At 71.4% G+C, this 16,632-nt stretch carries 16 protein-coding genes; 10 read left to right on the forward strand and 6 right to left on the reverse strand.

Annotated elements, in window-relative coordinates:
- Positions 1-92: 92 nt before the first annotated feature.
- The 7 genes from EV382_RS09710 to EV382_RS09740 all read left to right on the forward strand — a co-directional run bounded on the left by EV382_RS09710 (position 93) and on the right by EV382_RS09740 (position 6,645).
- Positions 93-2,330, forward strand: a complete 2,238-nt coding sequence (locus EV382_RS09710; protein ID WP_130401234.1) for a hypothetical protein — start codon at positions 93-95, stop codon at positions 2,328-2,330.
- A gap of 29 nt (positions 2,331-2,359) precedes the next feature.
- Positions 2,360-2,887: an SsrA-binding protein SmpB gene (gene smpB / locus EV382_RS09715; protein ID WP_130401235.1), complete on the forward strand. Its 528-nt coding sequence runs from the start codon at positions 2,360-2,362 to the stop codon at positions 2,885-2,887.
- 125 nt (positions 2,888-3,012) lie between these two features.
- Complete coding sequence (locus tag EV382_RS09720; RefSeq protein ID WP_130401236.1) at positions 3,013-3,405, forward strand: SCO5389 family protein; 393 nt, start codon at positions 3,013-3,015, stop codon at positions 3,403-3,405.
- A 138-nt stretch (positions 3,406-3,543) separates the two neighbouring features.
- A complete protein-coding gene (locus EV382_RS09725; protein WP_130401237.1) occupies positions 3,544-3,966 on the forward strand; it encodes a TOBE domain-containing protein in 423 nt (140 codons plus the stop codon).
- Entirely contained in the window at positions 3,963-4,748 is a 786-nt protein-coding gene (gene modA / locus EV382_RS09730) for a molybdate ABC transporter substrate-binding protein (RefSeq protein WP_130401238.1), read from the forward strand. The genes EV382_RS09725 and modA overlap by 4 nt, the downstream gene beginning before the upstream one ends.
- Positions 4,745-5,581 (forward strand): ABC transporter permease, encoded by an 837-nt coding sequence (locus EV382_RS09735; RefSeq protein WP_130401239.1) that lies wholly within the window; start codon positions 4,745-4,747, stop codon positions 5,579-5,581. The genes modA and EV382_RS09735 overlap by 4 nt, the downstream gene beginning before the upstream one ends.
- Entirely contained in the window at positions 5,578-6,645 is a 1,068-nt protein-coding gene (locus EV382_RS09740; RefSeq protein WP_130401240.1) for an ABC transporter ATP-binding protein, read from the forward strand. The genes EV382_RS09735 and EV382_RS09740 overlap by 4 nt, the downstream gene beginning before the upstream one ends.
- A 24-nt stretch (positions 6,646-6,669) precedes the next feature.
- On the opposite strand, the gene EV382_RS09745 is transcribed toward EV382_RS09740, so the two are convergent.
- The 4 genes from EV382_RS09745 to EV382_RS09760 form a co-directional block, all read right to left on the reverse strand.
- Complete coding sequence (locus EV382_RS09745; protein WP_130401241.1) at positions 6,670-7,083, reverse strand: type II toxin-antitoxin system Phd/YefM family antitoxin; 414 nt, start codon at positions 7,081-7,083, stop codon at positions 6,670-6,672.
- Between the two features lie 42 nt (positions 7,084-7,125).
- Positions 7,126-7,686 (reverse strand): GNAT family N-acetyltransferase, encoded by a 561-nt coding sequence (locus tag EV382_RS09750; RefSeq protein WP_130401242.1) that lies wholly within the window; start codon positions 7,684-7,686, stop codon positions 7,126-7,128.
- 138 nt (positions 7,687-7,824) lie between these two features.
- Positions 7,825-8,661 (reverse strand): hypothetical protein, encoded by an 837-nt coding sequence (locus EV382_RS09755; protein ID WP_130401243.1) that lies wholly within the window; start codon positions 8,659-8,661, stop codon positions 7,825-7,827.
- 72 nt (positions 8,662-8,733) lie between these two features.
- A complete protein-coding gene (locus tag EV382_RS09760; RefSeq protein WP_244236611.1) occupies positions 8,734-9,459 on the reverse strand; it encodes a TetR/AcrR family transcriptional regulator in 726 nt (241 codons plus the stop codon).
- 22 nt (positions 9,460-9,481) lie between these two features.
- Here EV382_RS09760 and EV382_RS09765 point away from each other — a divergent pair, with 22 nt between their 5' ends.
- Positions 9,482-10,609, forward strand: a complete 1,128-nt coding sequence (locus EV382_RS09765) for an FAD-dependent oxidoreductase (RefSeq protein ID WP_130401245.1) — start codon at positions 9,482-9,484, stop codon at positions 10,607-10,609.
- A 283-nt stretch (positions 10,610-10,892) separates the two neighbouring features.
- A complete protein-coding gene (locus EV382_RS09770) occupies positions 10,893-11,276 on the forward strand; it encodes a hypothetical protein (protein WP_130401246.1) in 384 nt (127 codons plus the stop codon).
- A 5-nt stretch (positions 11,277-11,281) separates the two neighbouring features.
- Here EV382_RS09770 and EV382_RS09775 read toward each other — a convergent pair whose 3' ends face one another.
- Both EV382_RS09775 and EV382_RS33055 read right to left on the reverse strand, forming a co-directional pair.
- Positions 11,282-12,805 (reverse strand): hypothetical protein, encoded by a 1,524-nt coding sequence (locus EV382_RS09775; RefSeq protein ID WP_244236612.1) that lies wholly within the window; start codon positions 12,803-12,805, stop codon positions 11,282-11,284.
- 125 nt (positions 12,806-12,930) lie between these two features.
- Positions 12,931-13,065 (reverse strand): SAM-dependent methyltransferase, encoded by a 135-nt coding sequence (locus tag EV382_RS33055; protein WP_130401247.1) that lies wholly within the window; start codon positions 13,063-13,065, stop codon positions 12,931-12,933.
- 75 nt (positions 13,066-13,140) lie between these two features.
- On the opposite strand from EV382_RS33055, the gene EV382_RS09785 reads away from it, so the two are divergent.
- Positions 13,141-16,605 (forward strand): ThuA domain-containing protein, encoded by a 3,465-nt coding sequence (locus EV382_RS09785; RefSeq protein ID WP_130401248.1) that lies wholly within the window; start codon positions 13,141-13,143, stop codon positions 16,603-16,605.
- The last annotated feature ends 27 nt before the right edge of the window (positions 16,606-16,632 follow it).

Genomic DNA, 16,632 nt, shown 5'->3' on the forward strand with positions numbered 1-16,632 from the left:
TTGACCGTCACGTAGACGGGTAAGCCGGAAAGCCGCGCGGGTGGCCGGACATCGACGACCCGCCCGGTTGCCGCGCACACCTCGGGGGGCCCATGGCGGACGCGACAGCGACCGGACCGACGACGTCGGGCGGGATCGTGGAACTGCGGGTGCACGGTGTCTCCGGCGCGGGGGCGGACCAGGTGCTGGACCGGCCGCACGTGCACCAGGTCGCCGGGGACCGCAGCGGCGGGTTCTACCGACCGCGTCCCGGCTACCCGGACTCCACCGGGACGGACGGGGTGACGCTGGAGGCGTACCGCTGGTCTGACCTGCCGTCCGGCACGGCCGTGCGGACGTTGTCGCTGGTGTTCCTGCTGCCGTTCATGCTCTGCAACGTCGCGCTCTGGATGCGCCCGGCGGAGACCGCTTCGAAGCGCGGCTTCATGGCACTGTGCCGGGTGCTCGCGCTCACCCTCACCGCGCTCTACGTGCTCTCCATCGTCGGGGTGGCGCTGGACCTGATCGCCTGGCGTTGCATGGACACCCCGTCGTGCCTGGCCGGCCGGAGCGGGCTGTCCTGGCTCGGCGGACGCCCGCCCGGGCTGCGCCTGGGTGTGCTGGCGCTCGTGCCGGTCGCCGCCATCGGGCTCGTCTGGTGGCTGGGCGCTCGCCCGGGCCATTCGTTCGACGCGTTCCGGACGCCCGCGACCACGACGTCGAAGCACCAGTTGAGCGCAGTCGGCCAGTGGGACGGCGAGCCGCTGGTGGGTCGTCTGCGTTCGGTCCACGTCGCGGCGGCGTTCGCCACCCTGAGCGGCAGCCTGCTGGCCGCACGCGCCAGCCAGCACCGCTCGTGGGTGATGGTGGTCCTGCTGGCGGCCACCGGGGCGGTGCTGCTGGCCTGCCTGGTCCTGGTCACCGTGGTGGCGAGCATCGACCACACCGATCCGTCGCCCCGGGTGGACGGCGTCTGTCGCGGGCTGCGCACGATCGCCGCCGGCGTGACGATGCTGGTGATCGTGCACGTCGTCATCAGCCCGGCGCCGTGGCCGCAGGGCGGTTCGCTGCCCGGTTACGGCGCGATCGTGGCCTGGCTGTTCGTCAGCCAGACCGTGCTGGTGGTCATGCTCGCCGCCCTGGTGATCTGGCGGCGGGGTGGTGGGCAGCGCCGGTCACCTCTGCGCGCGTTGGGAGCGCCGGTCTTCATGACGATCTCGGCCGGGCTCGCCGTGGCGTTCTCCGCCGAGCTGGTCTACCGGGTGGCGGATCTGCTCGATCGCCGCGGGACGACCGCTGACGGTCTGGCGACCAGCCCTCCGCTGGCGTACAAGTGGGCGATCTTCGGGTTTTTCCTGGCGGTGGTGACCGCTCTGCTGGTGGCCGGCCTGGTCACCAGGATGACCCGGGGTCAGCGGCGGCGGGCCGCGCGGGCGATCGTGGCCGCCGACTTTCCGCACGCGCCGGCGCAGGCGGCGGACCGGCTGCGGCGGGTCGAGCAGGCGGTGGCACGGGCCCGTTTCACCGAGAACCTGGAACCGCTCTCCGTGGTGTACGCCTGCCTGGCGGCGCTCGGCCTGGCCACCAGCGTGCTCGGTCTGCTCCAACTCCCACCGGGTGAGGTGACGCAGCGTTACGTGGGAGTGCCGGAGAGCATGGTCAACTTCCTGATCGGGTCGGGTAGCTATGTCATCGCCGCGATCCTGCTCGGTCTCGTGGTGGGCGGCATCTTCGCGTACCGGACAGCGCAGTTCCGCCGGTACGTGGGCGTGCTCTGGGATCTGGGCACCTTCTGGCCCAGGGCGGCGCACCCGTTCGCGCCGCCCTGTTACGCCGAGCGCGCCGTCCCGGAGTTGACCAAGCGGATCTCCTACCTGGTCGACCAGGGCCAGGGGGTGCTGCTGGCCGGGCACAGCCACGGCTCGGTGCTGCTCGCCGCCACGGTGCTGCAACTGCCTACCCGGATCACCGACCGGGTCGCCCTGCTGACCTACGGGTCGCCGCTGGGCCGGCTGTACTCCCGGCTGTTCCCGGCGTACGCCGACGATCCGGCGCTGCGGGAGATCGGTGAGCGGGTCGGCTGGCGCTGGATCAACCTGTGGCGCGACACCGACCCGATCGGCGGCTGGATGTTCGCCGCCCACCGGCCCGGGGAGGCGGTGACGCTGACCGGGCCGGTGGCGACGGTGGATCGGCGGTTGACCGACCCGCAGGACGTGGTGCCGGCGCCCAGCGACAGCGTTCCCCCACCGATCCTGGGGCACTGGCCGTGCGAGTCGCAGGAGGCGTTCACCGAGGCGGAACGGGACCTCATCGCGCGGCTGCGCCCCGCCCCCATCGCGCGCGACTGAGCCGGCCGGCACGGTGACACCGATACCAGATGTCGTCGCGGGGTGACTCCGTCTATCGTCGCGGGGTGACTCCGTCCAAGCAGCCCGCACGCCGGTTGATTGCTTCGAACAAGAAGGCCCGGCACGAGTACGAGGTGCTGCGCACGTACGAGGCGGGCATCGTGCTGGTCGGCACCGAGGTGAAGTCACTGCGCGAGGGGCGGGCCTCGCTGGTGGACGCGTTCGCGCACGAGCGCGACGGTGAGATCGTGCTGTACGGCCTGCACATCGCCGAGTACGCCTACGGCACGTGGACCAACCACGCTCCGCGCCGCAACCGCAAGCTGCTGCTGCACCGGGCCGAGATCGACCGGATCCTGGACAAGGTCCGCGAGGGCGGCGTGACCCTGGTTCCGCTGTCCATGTACTTCGAGAACGGCTACGCCAAGGTCGAGTTGGCCCTCGCCAAGGGCAAGCGCTCCTACGACAAGCGCCAGACACTGGCCGAGCGCGACGCCAACCGGGAGATCGCCCGCGAGCTGGGCCGGCACCTCAAGGGCCACCCCCGCCGGCCCTGACCTTCTTCCTTCGCGGTTTCTTCCACGGCACGCCCGCAGGTCGTTGACGTCCATCCGAGGACGTGGTCTGCTCAGTCCACGCCGTTAATGAAAACGGTAATCGTTAGCTGATGCGGAGGAGAACCATGTCGCTCACCGTCCCGCCCGCCCTGCTCGACGCCGCCGAACGAGGCCCGATCGACGACGAGGCCTTCATCACCTGCGTCCGTGACTCCCTCCCGTACGCCTGGGCCACCGTCAGCCGGGTGGTCGCCGAACTGGAGGCCGGCGACGACGACCTGGCCGACAACGTCGTTCCGCCGCCCACCGACGCCGACCGGGGACAACTGCTCCGCGCACTGGCCAGCGACGCGATCCGCGGCGGTCTGGAACGGCACTTCGGCGTACGCCTGGCGTTCCAGAACTGCCACCGCGTCGCCGCGTTCCGCCCGTCGGCCGTGGACGGGGAGCGGTACCGCCGCTTCGTGTCGACCCGTGGCCAACTGCTCAACCAGTCGCCGGAGTTGCGCAACTGCTGAGGGAACCGGGTGGACCCGTCGGAAATTCCAGCGGGTCCACCCGCCACGCAACTACGGCCAGACGAGCCCGAAGAGGTACGCAGACACGACTCGCCACGGCCTTTTGCGCTCGCAGATGCGGCAGCTAGGGTGAGCCCCGTGACGATGTTCCGGATCGGCGAGGCGGCCGACCTGCTCGGTGTCAGCAGCGACACGATTCGCCGCTGGGTCGATGCCGGGCGGTTGACCGCCGGGCGCGACGAGCACGGCCACCGGGTGATCGCCGGGGTCGATCTGGCCGCGTTCGCCCGCGCCCAGGCCACCGACCCGGACGCGGGCGCCGGGTTCTCCTCGGCCCGCAACCGGCTGCGCGGCATCGTCGTCGACGTCCGCAAGGACGCGGTGATGGCCCAGGTCGACATCCAGGCCGGCCCGTTCCGCGTCGTCTCGCTGATGAGCCGGGAGGCGGTCGACGAGCTCGATCTGCGGGTCGGGTCGGTGGCCGTCGCGGTGATCAAGTCGACCACGGTGGTGGTGGAGCGGGCCGCACCAGCCGCGACCAGGGGAAGGTCGGGCGGATGACCGGGCGGGCGGCGCGTACGGCGATGGCCGTGGTCATGGCGTTGACGGTCGCCGGCTGCGGCGCGGGCGACGACCGGGCCTCCGATGGTGCCGCGGACGGCCGGGTCACCGGCGCGGTGACGGTGTTCGCGGCCGCCTCGCTGACCGAGTCGTTCCGCCGGATCGGCAAGGACTTCGAGGCCGCCAACCCGGGCAGCACGGTAACCCTCAACGTCGCCGGCAGTTCCGCCCTGGCCAACCAGATCAGCCAGGGCGCGCCGGCGGACGTGTTCGCCTCCGCCGCCCCGGCGAACATGGCCACTGTCACCGAGTCGGGCAACGCCGACGGCACACCGACCACCTTCGCCCGCAACCAGTTGGTCATCGCCGTGCCCCGGGGCAACCCTCAAGCTGTGACCGGGCTGGCCGACCTGAGCAGGCCCGGCGTGAAGGTGGCGCTCTGCGCCGGTCAGGTGCCCTGCGGTGCGGCGGCCCGCACCGCCCTGGAGGCGGCGGGCGTCGCGCTGACGCCGGTCACCCTGGAGCAGGACGTCAAGGGCGCGCTCGCCAAGCTGAAGCTCGGCGAGGTCGACGCGGCACTGGTCTACCGTACGGACGTGCGGGCAGCCAGCGCCGAGGTGACCGGGGTGGAGTTTCCCGAGTCGGCGCGGGCGGTCAACGACTACCCGATCGTCGCGCTGAAGGACGCGCCGAATCCGGCCGGTGCCCGGGCCTTCGTCGCGTACGTCCACTCGGCGCCGGCGCAGGCGGTCCTCGCCGAGGCGGGTTTCCAGGCCCCGTGACGCAGCAGGTCCGCGACGACGCTCCCCGCGAACGCCAGGCCACGCCACGACGGCGGGGGCGGGTGCCGGCGGCGCTGCTGATCCCCGCCGGGCTGGGATTGCTGTTCCTCGTCCTGCCGTTGGCCGGGCTGCTGGTCCGGGCACCCTGGACGAGCCTGCCGGAGCGGCTCACCGCGCCGGGCGCGCTGACCGCTCTGCGGCTGTCAGTGCAGACCGCCACCCTGGCCACCGCGCTCTGCCTGCTGCTCGGGGTCCCGCTCGCCTGGGTGCTGGCCCGGGTCGAGTTCCCCGGCCGTCGGCTGGTACGCGCGCTGGTCACCGTGCCGCTGGTGCTGCCGCCGGTGGTCGGTGGGGTGGCGCTGTTGCTGGTCTTCGGCCGCCGCGGCCTGCTCGGCGGCTGGCTCGACGCCACGTTCGGCATCACCCTTCCCTTCAGCACGGCGGGTGTCGTGCTGGCCGAGTCGTTCGTCGCCATGCCGTTCCTGGTGATCGCCGTCGAGGGTGCGCTGCGCGCCGCCGACCACCGCTACGAGGAAGCCGCGGCGACGTTGGGCGCGAACCGGTGGACCACCTTCACGCACGTCACGCTGCCGCTGGTGGCGCCCGGCCTGGCTGCCGGGGCGGTGCTCTGCTGGGCGCGGGCGCTCGGTGAGTTCGGCGCGACCATCACCTTCGCCGGCAACTACCCCGGTCGGACGCAGACCATGCCGCTCGCCGTCTACCTGGCGTTGGAGACCGACCTGGAGTCCGCGATCGTGCTCAGCCTGGTGCTGCTCGTCGTGTCGGTGGGCATCCTCGTCGCGTTGCGGGACCGGTGGATGAGCACCGCATGAGCGCTCGACTCCTCGATGCCCGGCTCGTCGTCGACCGGGGCGCCTTCCGGCTCGACGTGCCGCTGCGGGTCGCTCCGGGCGAGGTGGTGGCGCTGCTCGGCCCGAACGGTGCGGGCAAGACCACCGCGTTGCGGGCGCTGGCCGGGCTGCACCCCCTCACCGACGGTCATGTCACGCTCGACGGCCTCGACCTGGACCGCCCGGCGACGCGGGGCTGGGTGCCCACCGAGCGCCGGTCGATCGGCGTGGTCTTCCAGGACTACCTGCTCTTTCCGCACCTCAGCGCACTGGACAACGTGGCCTTCGGGCCGCGCCGGCACGGCGTCGACCGGCGGGCCGCCCGCGCCACGGCCCGGGAGTGGCTCGCCCGGGTGGGGCTCGACGCGCAGGCGCAACGCCGGCCCCGGCAGCTCTCTGGCGGTCAGGCGCAGCGGGTGGCGCTGGCCCGCGCGTTGGCCGTGACGCCGTCACTGCTGCTGCTGGACGAGCCACTCGCCGCGCTGGACGCCCGCACCCGGCTGGACACCCGCGCGGAACTGCACCGGCACCTGTCCGCCCACGCGGGCGCGACGGTGCTGGTCACCCACGACCCACTGGACGCCCTCGCGCTGGCCGACCGACTGGTCATCGTGGAGGGTGGCCGGGTGGTGCAGGAGGGCGACGGGCCGACCGTCACCGCCCGCCCGCGCACCGACTACGTCGCCCAGCTGGTCGGGTTGAACCTCTACCGGGGTCGCGCCGACGGGCACGCGCTACGGGTTTCACCGGAGCTGACCCTCACGGTCGCCGAGCGGTTGCACGGCGAGGCGTTCGTGGCATTCCGCCCGGCCGCGGTCGCTCTGCACCCGACCCGACCGGACGGCAGCCCCCGCAACACCTGGGCGGGCACGGTGGCCGGCGTCCAACGACACGGTGACAACGTGCGGGTGCAACTGGACGGGCCGATCGGGGTGGCCGCCGACGTCACGCCGGCCGCCGCCGCCCACCTGCGGCTGATCCCCGGCCAACAGGTCTGGGTGGCGGTCAAGGCGACCGAGACGCACGCCTACCCGGCCACCGGCTGACCCGGAGGCCACCGGGCCGGCGAGTCAGCCTGCGAGCAGGTCGGCGTGTGCGGCGCGCAGCCGGGCCAGCGCCGGGTCACTGCCCGGAACGACCCGGCGATCCAGCTCCGCCCACACCTCGGCCAGCGCCGCGCGCACCGCATCCAGCTCGACGGCGTGCCGCTGACTGCTGCGCCGGTGCTGCTCATCGAGGCGGCGAGCCCAACCGGCCGTGACCGTGGCGAGCCGGTCAGCGTCGGCGCGGGCCTGCGCGCCGCTGCGGGCGGCCGCGGCGGGGACGATCGCGGCGACCGGGCGGGGATCGCCGTCGCGGGTGACGACGGTGACCGCGTCAGTCAGCTCGGCCAGCGCGACGAGCTGACTGAACCGGGTGCGCGCCTCACGCAGCGGCACGGAACGCGGCGGGTCGGAACGAGGGGTGAGCGCGGGAACGGCCATGGATGCATGGTGCCGCGCGGGTACGACAACAATCCGCCGTCGTCAGTGGACGGTGGGTGACGCGGCGACCCACTCGTCGGCCAGCACCGACCAGACCTCCAGGTCGATCCGACCATCCGGACCCGGGCTGACCTGGCGCAGCGTGCCGTCGAGGCGCAGGCCGAGCCGCTGGGCGAGGGCCTTGCTGCGGGTGTTGTCGGCGTTCGTACGCCACTCCACCCGCTGGATGCCGCGCTCCCGTACCGCCCAGTCGACGATCCGGCGCGCCGCCGGGGCGACCAGGCCCCTGCCCTGCGCGGCCGGCTCGACCCAGCAACCGACCTCACAGACGCCCCGGGTCACGTCGAACGACACGAACAGGACCCCGCCGACGAGGCTGCCCCGCCACCACAACCCCCAGATGCCACCGCTGTCGCTGGCCCAACGGTCGGCGTAGCGCTGCAACACGGCACGGGCCGACGGCAGGTCGTCGGCGACGAAGGACGGCGACACCCAGGGCCGGATGTGCTCGCGGGCCCGGTCGAGGTGGGCGAGGAACTCCTCAGCCCGCCACGGGTCCAACGGGCGCAGCTCGGCCTCCTCGGTCAACGGCAGGGCGAACACCGGGCCTCCAGGGGGTGCGTTGTCACCGACGGGTTGAAGGCTCGCACAGCCGCCGTACCCGGGGTCGCGCCGGGGCACGGCCCGATCAGATGACCGCGCGGGTCCGCTTGCTGAGCCAGCACACGAACAGCGGATCGGTCAGGCGAGCGCCAGCCGGGCGTCCCGGGCAAGATCCCAGTGAACCACGGTGGCGTCGTCCGGGATGGGCGCACCGGCGTCGGCGGCGGCCTGCGCCTCGGCCTGCCGGACGCGGGCGATGACGGCGGCCGGCCCGCTGGCGCGCAACACATCCCGCACGCCCGGCCAATCGGTCCGGCCATACGGGCTGACGATGCGGCTGGCACCGTTGCTGAGCAGCGCGACGCCGTTCAGGTCGGTGAGGAAGCGACTGCCGGTCACCGCCTCCCACGCCGCACGGGGGTCATCCTTGGCGATCCAGTAGCCGCCGGGCCGGTTCCGCCGGGCCCGCAGCGCGGTGACGCAGCCGGCCAGCACACTGTCGTACTCCGGTGTTCCCTGGGCAACGCCGGCCAGCGACGCCGAGCATTCGCGCCGGGCCGTCACCTCGCGCTCATCGGTGATGACCTGCGGGTCGGCGTCGGTCTGGTCGAGGACGAGGAAGGAATCCGCGAGCAGGAGCCAGTCCACGCGGCCCTGGTGGGCGCGGACGATGGCGACCGTGGCCTGTGGGCTGCCGGGGTCAGCGATGTTGCAGGTCTCGCCGTGCTCGCCGGCGATCTCGGCGATGGCGGTGGCGAGGATCGCGGTGAGGTCTTTCCCGTCACCGCGCGACAGGTGGCCGAGCAGCGCGCCGCCGAGGCGGCGCGTGTACCAGGCGACGCCGTGGGAGCAGAGCGATTCGGCTCCCGGAATGCCGGCACCGTCGAGCAGGGTGACGGCACCGGGAACCGCACCGACGAAGTCCTCGTTCGGACGGTCGGCCCTACCGGCGCTCGTCGCCAAACTGACGTGCACTCGTCGACTCCTGTCTGGATGCCCGGTGACCTCGCATCGGCGAGGCGTCAACCGCTGCCCCCGGCGCAGTGGTCACGTGCGAGGCTGGCCGGTGATGCCGTCCAGGACGGTGGTCAGGTTGTGGGTGAAGGTCTCCTCGGCGTTGAGGTGGGCGCCGTCGATGACGAGCCGGGCGACGGTGGGGTACCTGCCGGTGTTCAACATGCGCGTGAGGTAGGGGCCGAGGCTCGCCTGGAAGGCCACTTCGTCGGTGCCGGTGGAGCGTGCGGTGCGTCGCTCGGTGACCTCTCTGCGGACCGCTCCGATGATGAAGGCGTTGAGGGCGCCCACAGCTCGCTGGAGATCGTCGATGTCGCGGACGCTCGGGGCCTGGTTGAGCGCCGCGGCGGTCGCTTCGCCCACGGCGAGCGCGTGTGGGCCCAGGTGCGGCCGTCCGCCGAGCACGTCGGAGAACCACTCATGGTCGAGGGCGGCAGCGCGGGTCGCGTGCGCGATGGCCAGCACGGTGTCGCGCCACCCGGGGCGCTGGCCGACCTCGGCGATCCGGGCGTAGACGACGTCGACCATCAGATCGAGTAACTCGGCTTTGTTGATCACGTAGTCGTAGAGCCGCATCGGGCCGACACCGAGCTCTTTGGCGATCTTGCGCAAGGACAGCCCGTCGAGGCCGTGCGCGTCGGCGAGCCGGATGGCCGTAGCGGCGATCTTCTCGCGGCTCAACGGCACCGGCACCGCCCGCGGCTGAGGTTCGGGACGTTCCCAGATCGACAGCAACTCGCTGCTGTACGGTGTATTCACAAATACAGTGTACGGTAACGGCGTGAGAACGCGAATTGCGATCGTCGGTGGCGGCCTCGGTGGGTTGACGCTGGCCCGGATCCTGCACCAGCACGGCATCGACACGACCGTGTACGACCGGGAGACGAGCCGCTCCGAGCGCCACCAGGGCGGCTCCCTTGACCTGCACCCGGAGTCCGGGCAACGGGCCCTGGCGCAGGCGGGCCTGGCCGGCCGGTTCCGGTCGGAGGCGCGGTCCGAGGGCGAGGAGCATCGCATCCTCGACCCGGCCGGACGCACGCTGATACACCATGTGCCGCAACCTGACTCCTTCTCCGGACGTCCCGAGATCGACCGGAGCGTGCTGCGTGACCTCCTGCTCGACTCGCTGCCCGGCGACACGGTGCGCTGGGGGCACCGCCTCGTCGCGACGACCCCGCGACCCGACCAGGGCTGGGACCTGACGTTCCACGACGGCCACCGAGCCAGCTGCGACATCCTCATCGGCGCGGACGGCGCACGTTCCGTCGCACGGTCCCTGCTGACCGACGTCGCGCTGTCCTATGTGGCGACGCTCGTGCAATTCACCGTCGCCGACGTCGACCGGCGTCATCCCGACCTCGCCGAGCTGGTCGGCCCCGGAAACCTGTGGTGTGTCGGCGCGAACCAGATCCTGGCGGCGCAACGTCTCGGCGACGGCAGCCTCCAGGTCGGGGTCTCGCTGCGGGCAGAGAACGAGCCCCTCGACACGTACCGCAGCAAGCGCGCCCTGCTGGACATGTTCGCCGGCTGGCACCCCCGCCTCACCGCACTCATCGAGGCCGCCGACGGCGCGCCGACGCCGCGCCTGATCGAGGCCATGCCCACCAGTACGCGCTGGACCAGCCGACCGGGCGTCACCCTCATCGGCGACGCCGCGCACCTCATGCCACCGGTCGGCGAGGGCGCGAACCAGGCCATGCTCGACGCCGCCGAACTCGCCGGCCACCTCGCCACCCATCCCACCGACCCGGATACGGCGATCCGGGCGTACGAAGAGTCGATGTTCGCCAGGATCCACCCGATCGCCGCGATGTCCGCACGGGTCCAGGCGATGATGCTCTCCCCCACCGCGGCCGAGGACATCGTTCGCTTCTTCAGCCGGCCGGCGGAACCGGCACCCGCGGTCTGACAACGGCCGGTCAAGCACTCGCCGAGGCGGACGCACGACGGCGACCGCGAGCGCCAGCCGTACGCCTTCGAGCCTGACCTGTGGCCTCTCGGACCGGTTGGCCACCCGTTCCGCCCAGGCGTAGCAGTCCTGCCCCCGATCAAGGAGGGCCAGCGGCGGGCCCTTGTGCACCGTGAGCGGCGGGCTACGGAGCAACCAACCGGTTCGGGCCCGCCGACCACGACTGACGGGCACCGCGACACCATTACAGTAGCTGCGGTTCGAGACATGGCGGGAGCGTGGGATGAGCCTCGATATCTCAGTCTGGATACCGGACGGCGACGCCTACGCCGGTCGGGACGTTGTCGTGGATCCGCCGGGCACCAGCACCGGCGTAGGAGCTGAAGGTCTTCGTTATGAGCTGTGGGGTTCCGCAGCCGTTCGGCGTCTCGGCGCGACGTTCCTGCCGCAACTTGCCGACATCACGGTCGACAACCGTGGGCATCTTCAGGTCCTGCCCGGCCAGCTCGACGCCTTCGAGCAGGAGTGCGTACTCCTGGCGGAGGCCGTCGAGCAACTATCCGCCGCGACCGGATACGACGCGGACCGAATTCTCCATTACCTGGCCACTATGCGGCACGCTGTGGAGCGCGCCAGGGTGGTACACGGCGGCATCATCATCTGGTAGCGGCATCAGGTCATCCTGTCCAGGATGTGCTGCATCTGATCGACCGCCAGCGCCGGGTTGGCCGCGGCAGCCTCGGCCAGCTCAGGATCATCGAGAAGCGCGACGATCCGCCGTGCCGGGAGGCGTGGGCTGCTTGCCATCGCCTGTCGCACGGTGGCGCTCGGGTCGGTGCTCAACCGGTCGACGAGTTCGGGGTTGGCGTGGGGGTCGAGGGCGACGAGCCGTCGTACCGTCGGGTCGGGGTCGTCGGCGAAGCGGGCCAACCCATCGGTGGGAAACTGCGGAAGCCCGCTCAACCGGTCCCGGCCGCAGCAGTGGTACTCGAGGAAGCAGCGCAGCAGCAGTGCTGGCGGCGCGGCCGGGTGGTGCTGGGCGAGCAGGACCCGTACGCCCAGGTCGGGGTCGTCAGCGAGGATGGTGACGATGTCCGCCGGCAACTCGGCGTTGCGGGCCGCTCGGCGGCGCAGCAGCGGATTGACCGAACGGGCCCAGCGCAGCGCTTCGGGAAGTTCCGGTGCGGCGTTGGCGGGATATGCGATCCCCCGGCAGCGTACGTCCGCGGAGCCGAAGTGTCCGTCGCCCGGCACCGTGGTCACGTCGATGCCGATGCCTGCTCGCTGCGGTTCGCTGAGGCCGGGATGGGTGGAGACCGCGGTTCGGACCTCGACCGCTGGGTCGCTGGCAAGTCCGACAAGTTGGTCGCTGCTCAGGTCGACGCGGCCGGCGACTCCCTGCCGGACCGACGGGTCGGGATGGCGCAGCAGCGTCTCGACCACGTCCGGCGGGACGCTCGGGTTCTCGGCCACCACCCGCAGCACCGCCGTGTCGCCGCTGGCGAGCACCTGATCGATCAGTGCCCGGGACAGTGGACGCTGCAGCACGGTCCAGAATCCGTGACTGGGCTGGTCCGGTAGATCCGCGGGCTCCATCACCTGCCGACAGTGCGCGACGGCCGCAACGGCGGTAGCCCGTACCTCGGGCACCTCATCCTCCAGCAGCGCCTGGCGCGACCACTCGTCCAGCCGGTACAACGAACCGGCCGCGAACCGGCGCACACCTGACCGAGGGTGCGCGGCGGCCAGCCGAAGCAGACGCCGGTCGTACCCCATTGCGTCGAACAACTCGCCGATCAGCTCCTCGCGGCTGAGCGGCATGTCGGAGGGTGGACCGTCGAGCTCGGCCAACAACCTGACCAGCACATCGTCAGGAAGCGCTGCCTGACCGGGTCGGCCAAACGCGCGGAGTCGCACCCGCCACACCGGGTCGGCCAGCAGTCGGGTACGCGCCAGAGGGTCGACCTGTGGGTGGGTGGCGAGCGCTCCGCGGATCCTGGGCGAGGGATGTCGCAGCATCGCATCCCGCACCGGCGGCGGCAGCTCGCGGCGGCGTTGTAGCCCTTCGCACACCTGCTCCGGCCACCTCTCCACTAGGCGGAGCAGCACGTCGGTCGGTGCTGCCGGGTTTCTCGCCAGCCCGCCCAGCAGCGACGACAACGACGAAGACCCATCCAACCGTGCGTCACCGATCATCGACCGCACCCTACGCCCACGCCCATCGTCGCGGCACCCGCTCCCGGTGTCAGGGCTTGCGGGCCACCGCGCCGTAGCTGGAGGCGTCGGTCAGGGGGCCGCCGCTCCGGTGGCACCTGCGGCCGTCACTCGGTGACCGGGGCGATGCCCGGCTCGGCCAACTCCAGGCCGCTGAAGAAGCGGGCGAATTCGGCGCGGGCGCGGGGTACGGCGTCCTGCTGCGGGAAAACGCTTACCACAAGGCTATTGACGGTCGTCACTGGCTGTCAGTACCGTGATGCGGGCAGCGAGAAAGCGCTTTCCGACCCTCACCGTCCGACAGGGAGCGCCCCCCCATGCCCCGATACCTCCGTGCGTTCTGCCTGATCCTGCTCGCCATCGCCACCGTGGTGAGCACCACCACCGCCCTGCCCGCCGAGGCCGCCCCGCGCTTCCGGGTGCTGGTCTTTTCCAAGATCACCAACTTCTACCACGACTCGATCCCGGCCGGCATCGCCGCGATCCAACAGCTCGGCGCCGCGCACAACTTCGAGGTCGTCGCCACCACCGACGCCAGCGCGTTCACCAACGCCAACCTCGCCACCTTCGACGCCCTGGTCTTCAACAACACCAACTCGCTGCCCACCTCGGGTGACCTGCTCAACGCCAGCCAACGGGCAGCGTTGCAGACCTTCATCCGCAACGGTGGTGGCTGGGCCGGCCTGCACGCCGCCTCGGCCAGCGAACGCGACTGGCCGTGGTACGAGGGCCTGGTCGGCACGATCTTCGACTACCACCCCGACTTCTCCTCCACCGGCGGCACCTTCCCCGGGCGGGTCAAGGTGCTCGACCGGGCGCACCCCTCGACGCGCAACCTGCCGGAGCTCTGGGAGCAGAGCGAGGAGTGGTACAACTGGCGGACCAACCCGACCGGCAACGTGCACACCCTCGCGCAGATCAAGGTGCGCGACGGCATCAACGGCCTGGACGAGGGCGTCGACCACGCGTACTCCTGGTGTCAGCGCTACGACGGCGGCCGGTCCTGGTTCACCGCCGGTGGGCACGCCAGCTCCCAGTTCAGCACCCCGACGTTCCTGGAGCACCTGCGCTACGGCATCGAGTGGGCGGCCGGCGCGGTCGCCGGCGACTGCTCGGCCACCAAGACCAGCAACTTCGAACGGGTGGGCCTGGTCACCGAGAACCTGGCCGACCCCTTCGAACTGGCCGTCGCCCCCGACCGGAAGGTCTACTACATCCAACGCACCGGCGCGCTGAAGGTGGTCAACTCCGACACCCTCCAGGTCACCACCCTGCTGGACTTCGCGTACACCCCGGCGATGACCGACCAGTCCGACGGGCTGCTCGGGATGACCCTGGACCGCAACTTCGCCAGCAACGGCTGGATCTACCTGCTCTGGTCGGACAAGACCCTCAAACAGCTCAACCTGTCCCGGTTCACCGTGGCCAACAACAGCGTCGCGCTCTCCTCGGAGAAACGCCTGCTGACCGTCCCCACCTACCGGGGTGAGGGCCGGGCCAACTCGCACATGGGTGGATCGCTGGCCATGGACGCGGCCGGACGGCTCTACGCGGCGATCGGTGACAACACCGACCCGTTCGCCTCCAGCGGCTACACCCCGATCGACGAGCGCGCCGGGCGCGCCGCCTGGGACGCCCAGGGCACCGCCGGCAACACCAACGACCTGCGCGGCAAGATCCTGCGGATCACCCCGCAATCCGACGGTACGTACACCGTGCCGAGCGGCAACCTCTTCCCCGCCGGCACCGCGAAGACCCGCCCGGAGATCTACGCGATGGGCATGCGCAACCCGTTCCGCATCACCATCGAGCCGCAGACCAACGCGGTGCTGGTGGCCGACTACGGTCCGGACGCCCGAGCCGCCGACCCCAACCGTGGCCCGGAGGGGACTGTCGAGTTCAACCGGATCACCAGCGCCGGCAACTTCGGGTGGCCGTACTGCGTGGGCAACAACATCCCGTTCAACGACTACAACTTCGCCACCAACACCTCGGGGGCGAAGTTCACCTGCGCCGCACCGGTGAACAACTCGCCCAACAACACCGGTCTGACCACCCTGCCGGCGGCGAAGTCCGCGCTGGTCTGGTACGCGTACTCCGCTTCCACCCAGTTCCCCGAGCTGGGCACCGGCGGCGGCGGGCCGATGAGCGGCCCGGTCTACGACTACGACCCGGCCAACACCCGCACCACGAAGTTCCCCGAGTACTTCGAGGGCAAGTGGATCACCTATGAGCTGACCCGCCAGTGGTTCAAGACGCTCTCGATCCACAAGACGGCGCAGACCTTCACCAACGCGCGCTTCGGACCCACCGCCGTCGGCGACCTCCAGTCGATCAACGGGATCTTCGGCAACATGAGCTGGATCCAGCCGTTCGAGGCGGAGTTCGGCCCGGACGGGTCGCTCTACGTCATCGACTTCGGTGAGGGCACCGGCAGCGGTCGCGGCGGCAGCAACGCCGGCGCGGGCATCTACCGGATCGACTACGTCGCCAACGGGCGACCTCCGACGGCGAAGCTCACCGCCACCCCGGACAGCGGACGCACACCCCTCGCGGTGACGTTCTCCTCGGCCGGGTCGTCCACCGGCGACGGGTCGACGCTCAGCTACGCCTGGGACTTCACCAACGACGGCAGCACCGACTCCACCGCCGCCAACCCGTCCTTCACCTACTCGACGGCCGGGAAGCACACCGCCCGGCTGACCGTCCGCAACAGCGGCAACGGGCTGACCGCCACCGCGGTCACCGACGTGGTGGTCGGCAACACCCGCCCGACGGTGACCATCACCGTGCCCGACGGCGGGTTCTTCGACTTCGGCGACAAGATCCCGTACACGGTGACGGTCACCGACCCGGAGGACACCACCATCGACTGCGCCAAGGTCACCGTGCAGACGCAGCTCGGCCACGACCAGCACGCTCACCCGTTGGACGTCTACACCGGCTGCTCCGGGCTGCTCGCCACCGAGGCGGACGCCGGCGACGGGCACGGGCCGGGGCAGAACCTCTACACCCTGATCACCGCGCAGTACACCGACGGCGGCGCGGCCGGCGGCGTACCGGCGTTGACCGGCTCGACCCGCGTCCAGTTGCAGCCCAAGAGCAAGGAGGCCGAGCACTTCAGCGCCCAGTCCGGCATCACGGTCAACGACCGGGCCACCGCCCGCGCCGGCAAGCGGCTCGGCGACGTCGACCACAACGACTGGGTGGCGTACGGGCCGGCGGACCTGCGCAACATCGGCTCGGTGACGCTCGGGGTGACCAACGGCGGGGTCGGCGGCACCATCGAACTGCGCACCGGCTCACCGACCGGGACGCTGATCGGGTCGGCCGTCATCGGCTCCACCGGCGGGTGGGACAACCTGGTCTCCCCCACCGTCACGCTGACCAACAAGCCCACCGGCACCACCACGCTGTACGCGAAGTTCGTCAACACCGCCCAGACCGGCGGCACCCCCGACCTGCTCGCACTGGACTGGCTGCGGTTCAACGGCGCCGGGGTCAAACAGGAGCCGGGCGGAACGTTGTCCCTGGCCGCCAACCCGGCCAGCGGCACCGGCACGTTGAACACCACGCTCACCGCCACCGCCACGGCACCGTCCGGGCAGAGCATCACCGACTACGCGTGGGACTTCGGCGACAACAGCGCCATCGCGCACGGGGCGACGTTGCGGTCGGTCGCCCACAGCTACCCCCGCAGGGGCACCTTCACCGTCCGGGTGACGACCACCTACAGCACCGGGGAGACCCGCTCGATGAACCTGACCGTCACGGTCACCTGATCGCCGAGCGGTGGCGGACGGTTTGAT

Source organism: Micromonospora violae, assembly GCF_004217135.1.
Taxonomy (GTDB): Bacteria; Actinomycetota; Actinomycetes; order Mycobacteriales; family Micromonosporaceae; genus Micromonospora; species Micromonospora violae.

Bases quoted from the DNA above. Each gene is read 5' to 3' on its own strand.
- EV382_RS09740 (WP_130401240.1), top strand. From the start codon at position 5,578: ATGAGCGCTCGACTCCTCGATGCCCGGCTCGTCGTCGACCGGGGCGCC.
- EV382_RS09745 (WP_130401241.1), bottom strand. From the start codon at position 7,083: ATGGCCGTTCCCGCGCTCACCCCTCGTTCCGACCCGCCGCGTTCCGTG.
- modA (WP_130401238.1), top strand. From the start codon at position 3,963: ATGACCGGGCGGGCGGCGCGTACGGCGATGGCCGTGGTCATGGCGTTG.
- EV382_RS09785 (WP_130401248.1), top strand. From the start codon at position 13,141: ATGCCCCGATACCTCCGTGCGTTCTGCCTGATCCTGCTCGCCATCGCC.
- EV382_RS09770 (WP_130401246.1), top strand. From the start codon at position 10,893: ATGAGCCTCGATATCTCAGTCTGGATACCGGACGGCGACGCCTACGCC.
- EV382_RS09710 (WP_130401234.1), top strand. From the start codon at position 93: ATGGCGGACGCGACAGCGACCGGACCGACGACGTCGGGCGGGATCGTG.
- EV382_RS09775 (WP_244236612.1), bottom strand. From the start codon at position 12,805: ATGATCGGTGACGCACGGTTGGATGGGTCTTCGTCGTTGTCGTCGCTG.
- smpB (WP_130401235.1), top strand. From the start codon at position 2,360: ATGTCGTCGCGGGGTGACTCCGTCTATCGTCGCGGGGTGACTCCGTCC.
- EV382_RS09720 (WP_130401236.1), top strand. From the start codon at position 3,013: ATGTCGCTCACCGTCCCGCCCGCCCTGCTCGACGCCGCCGAACGAGGC.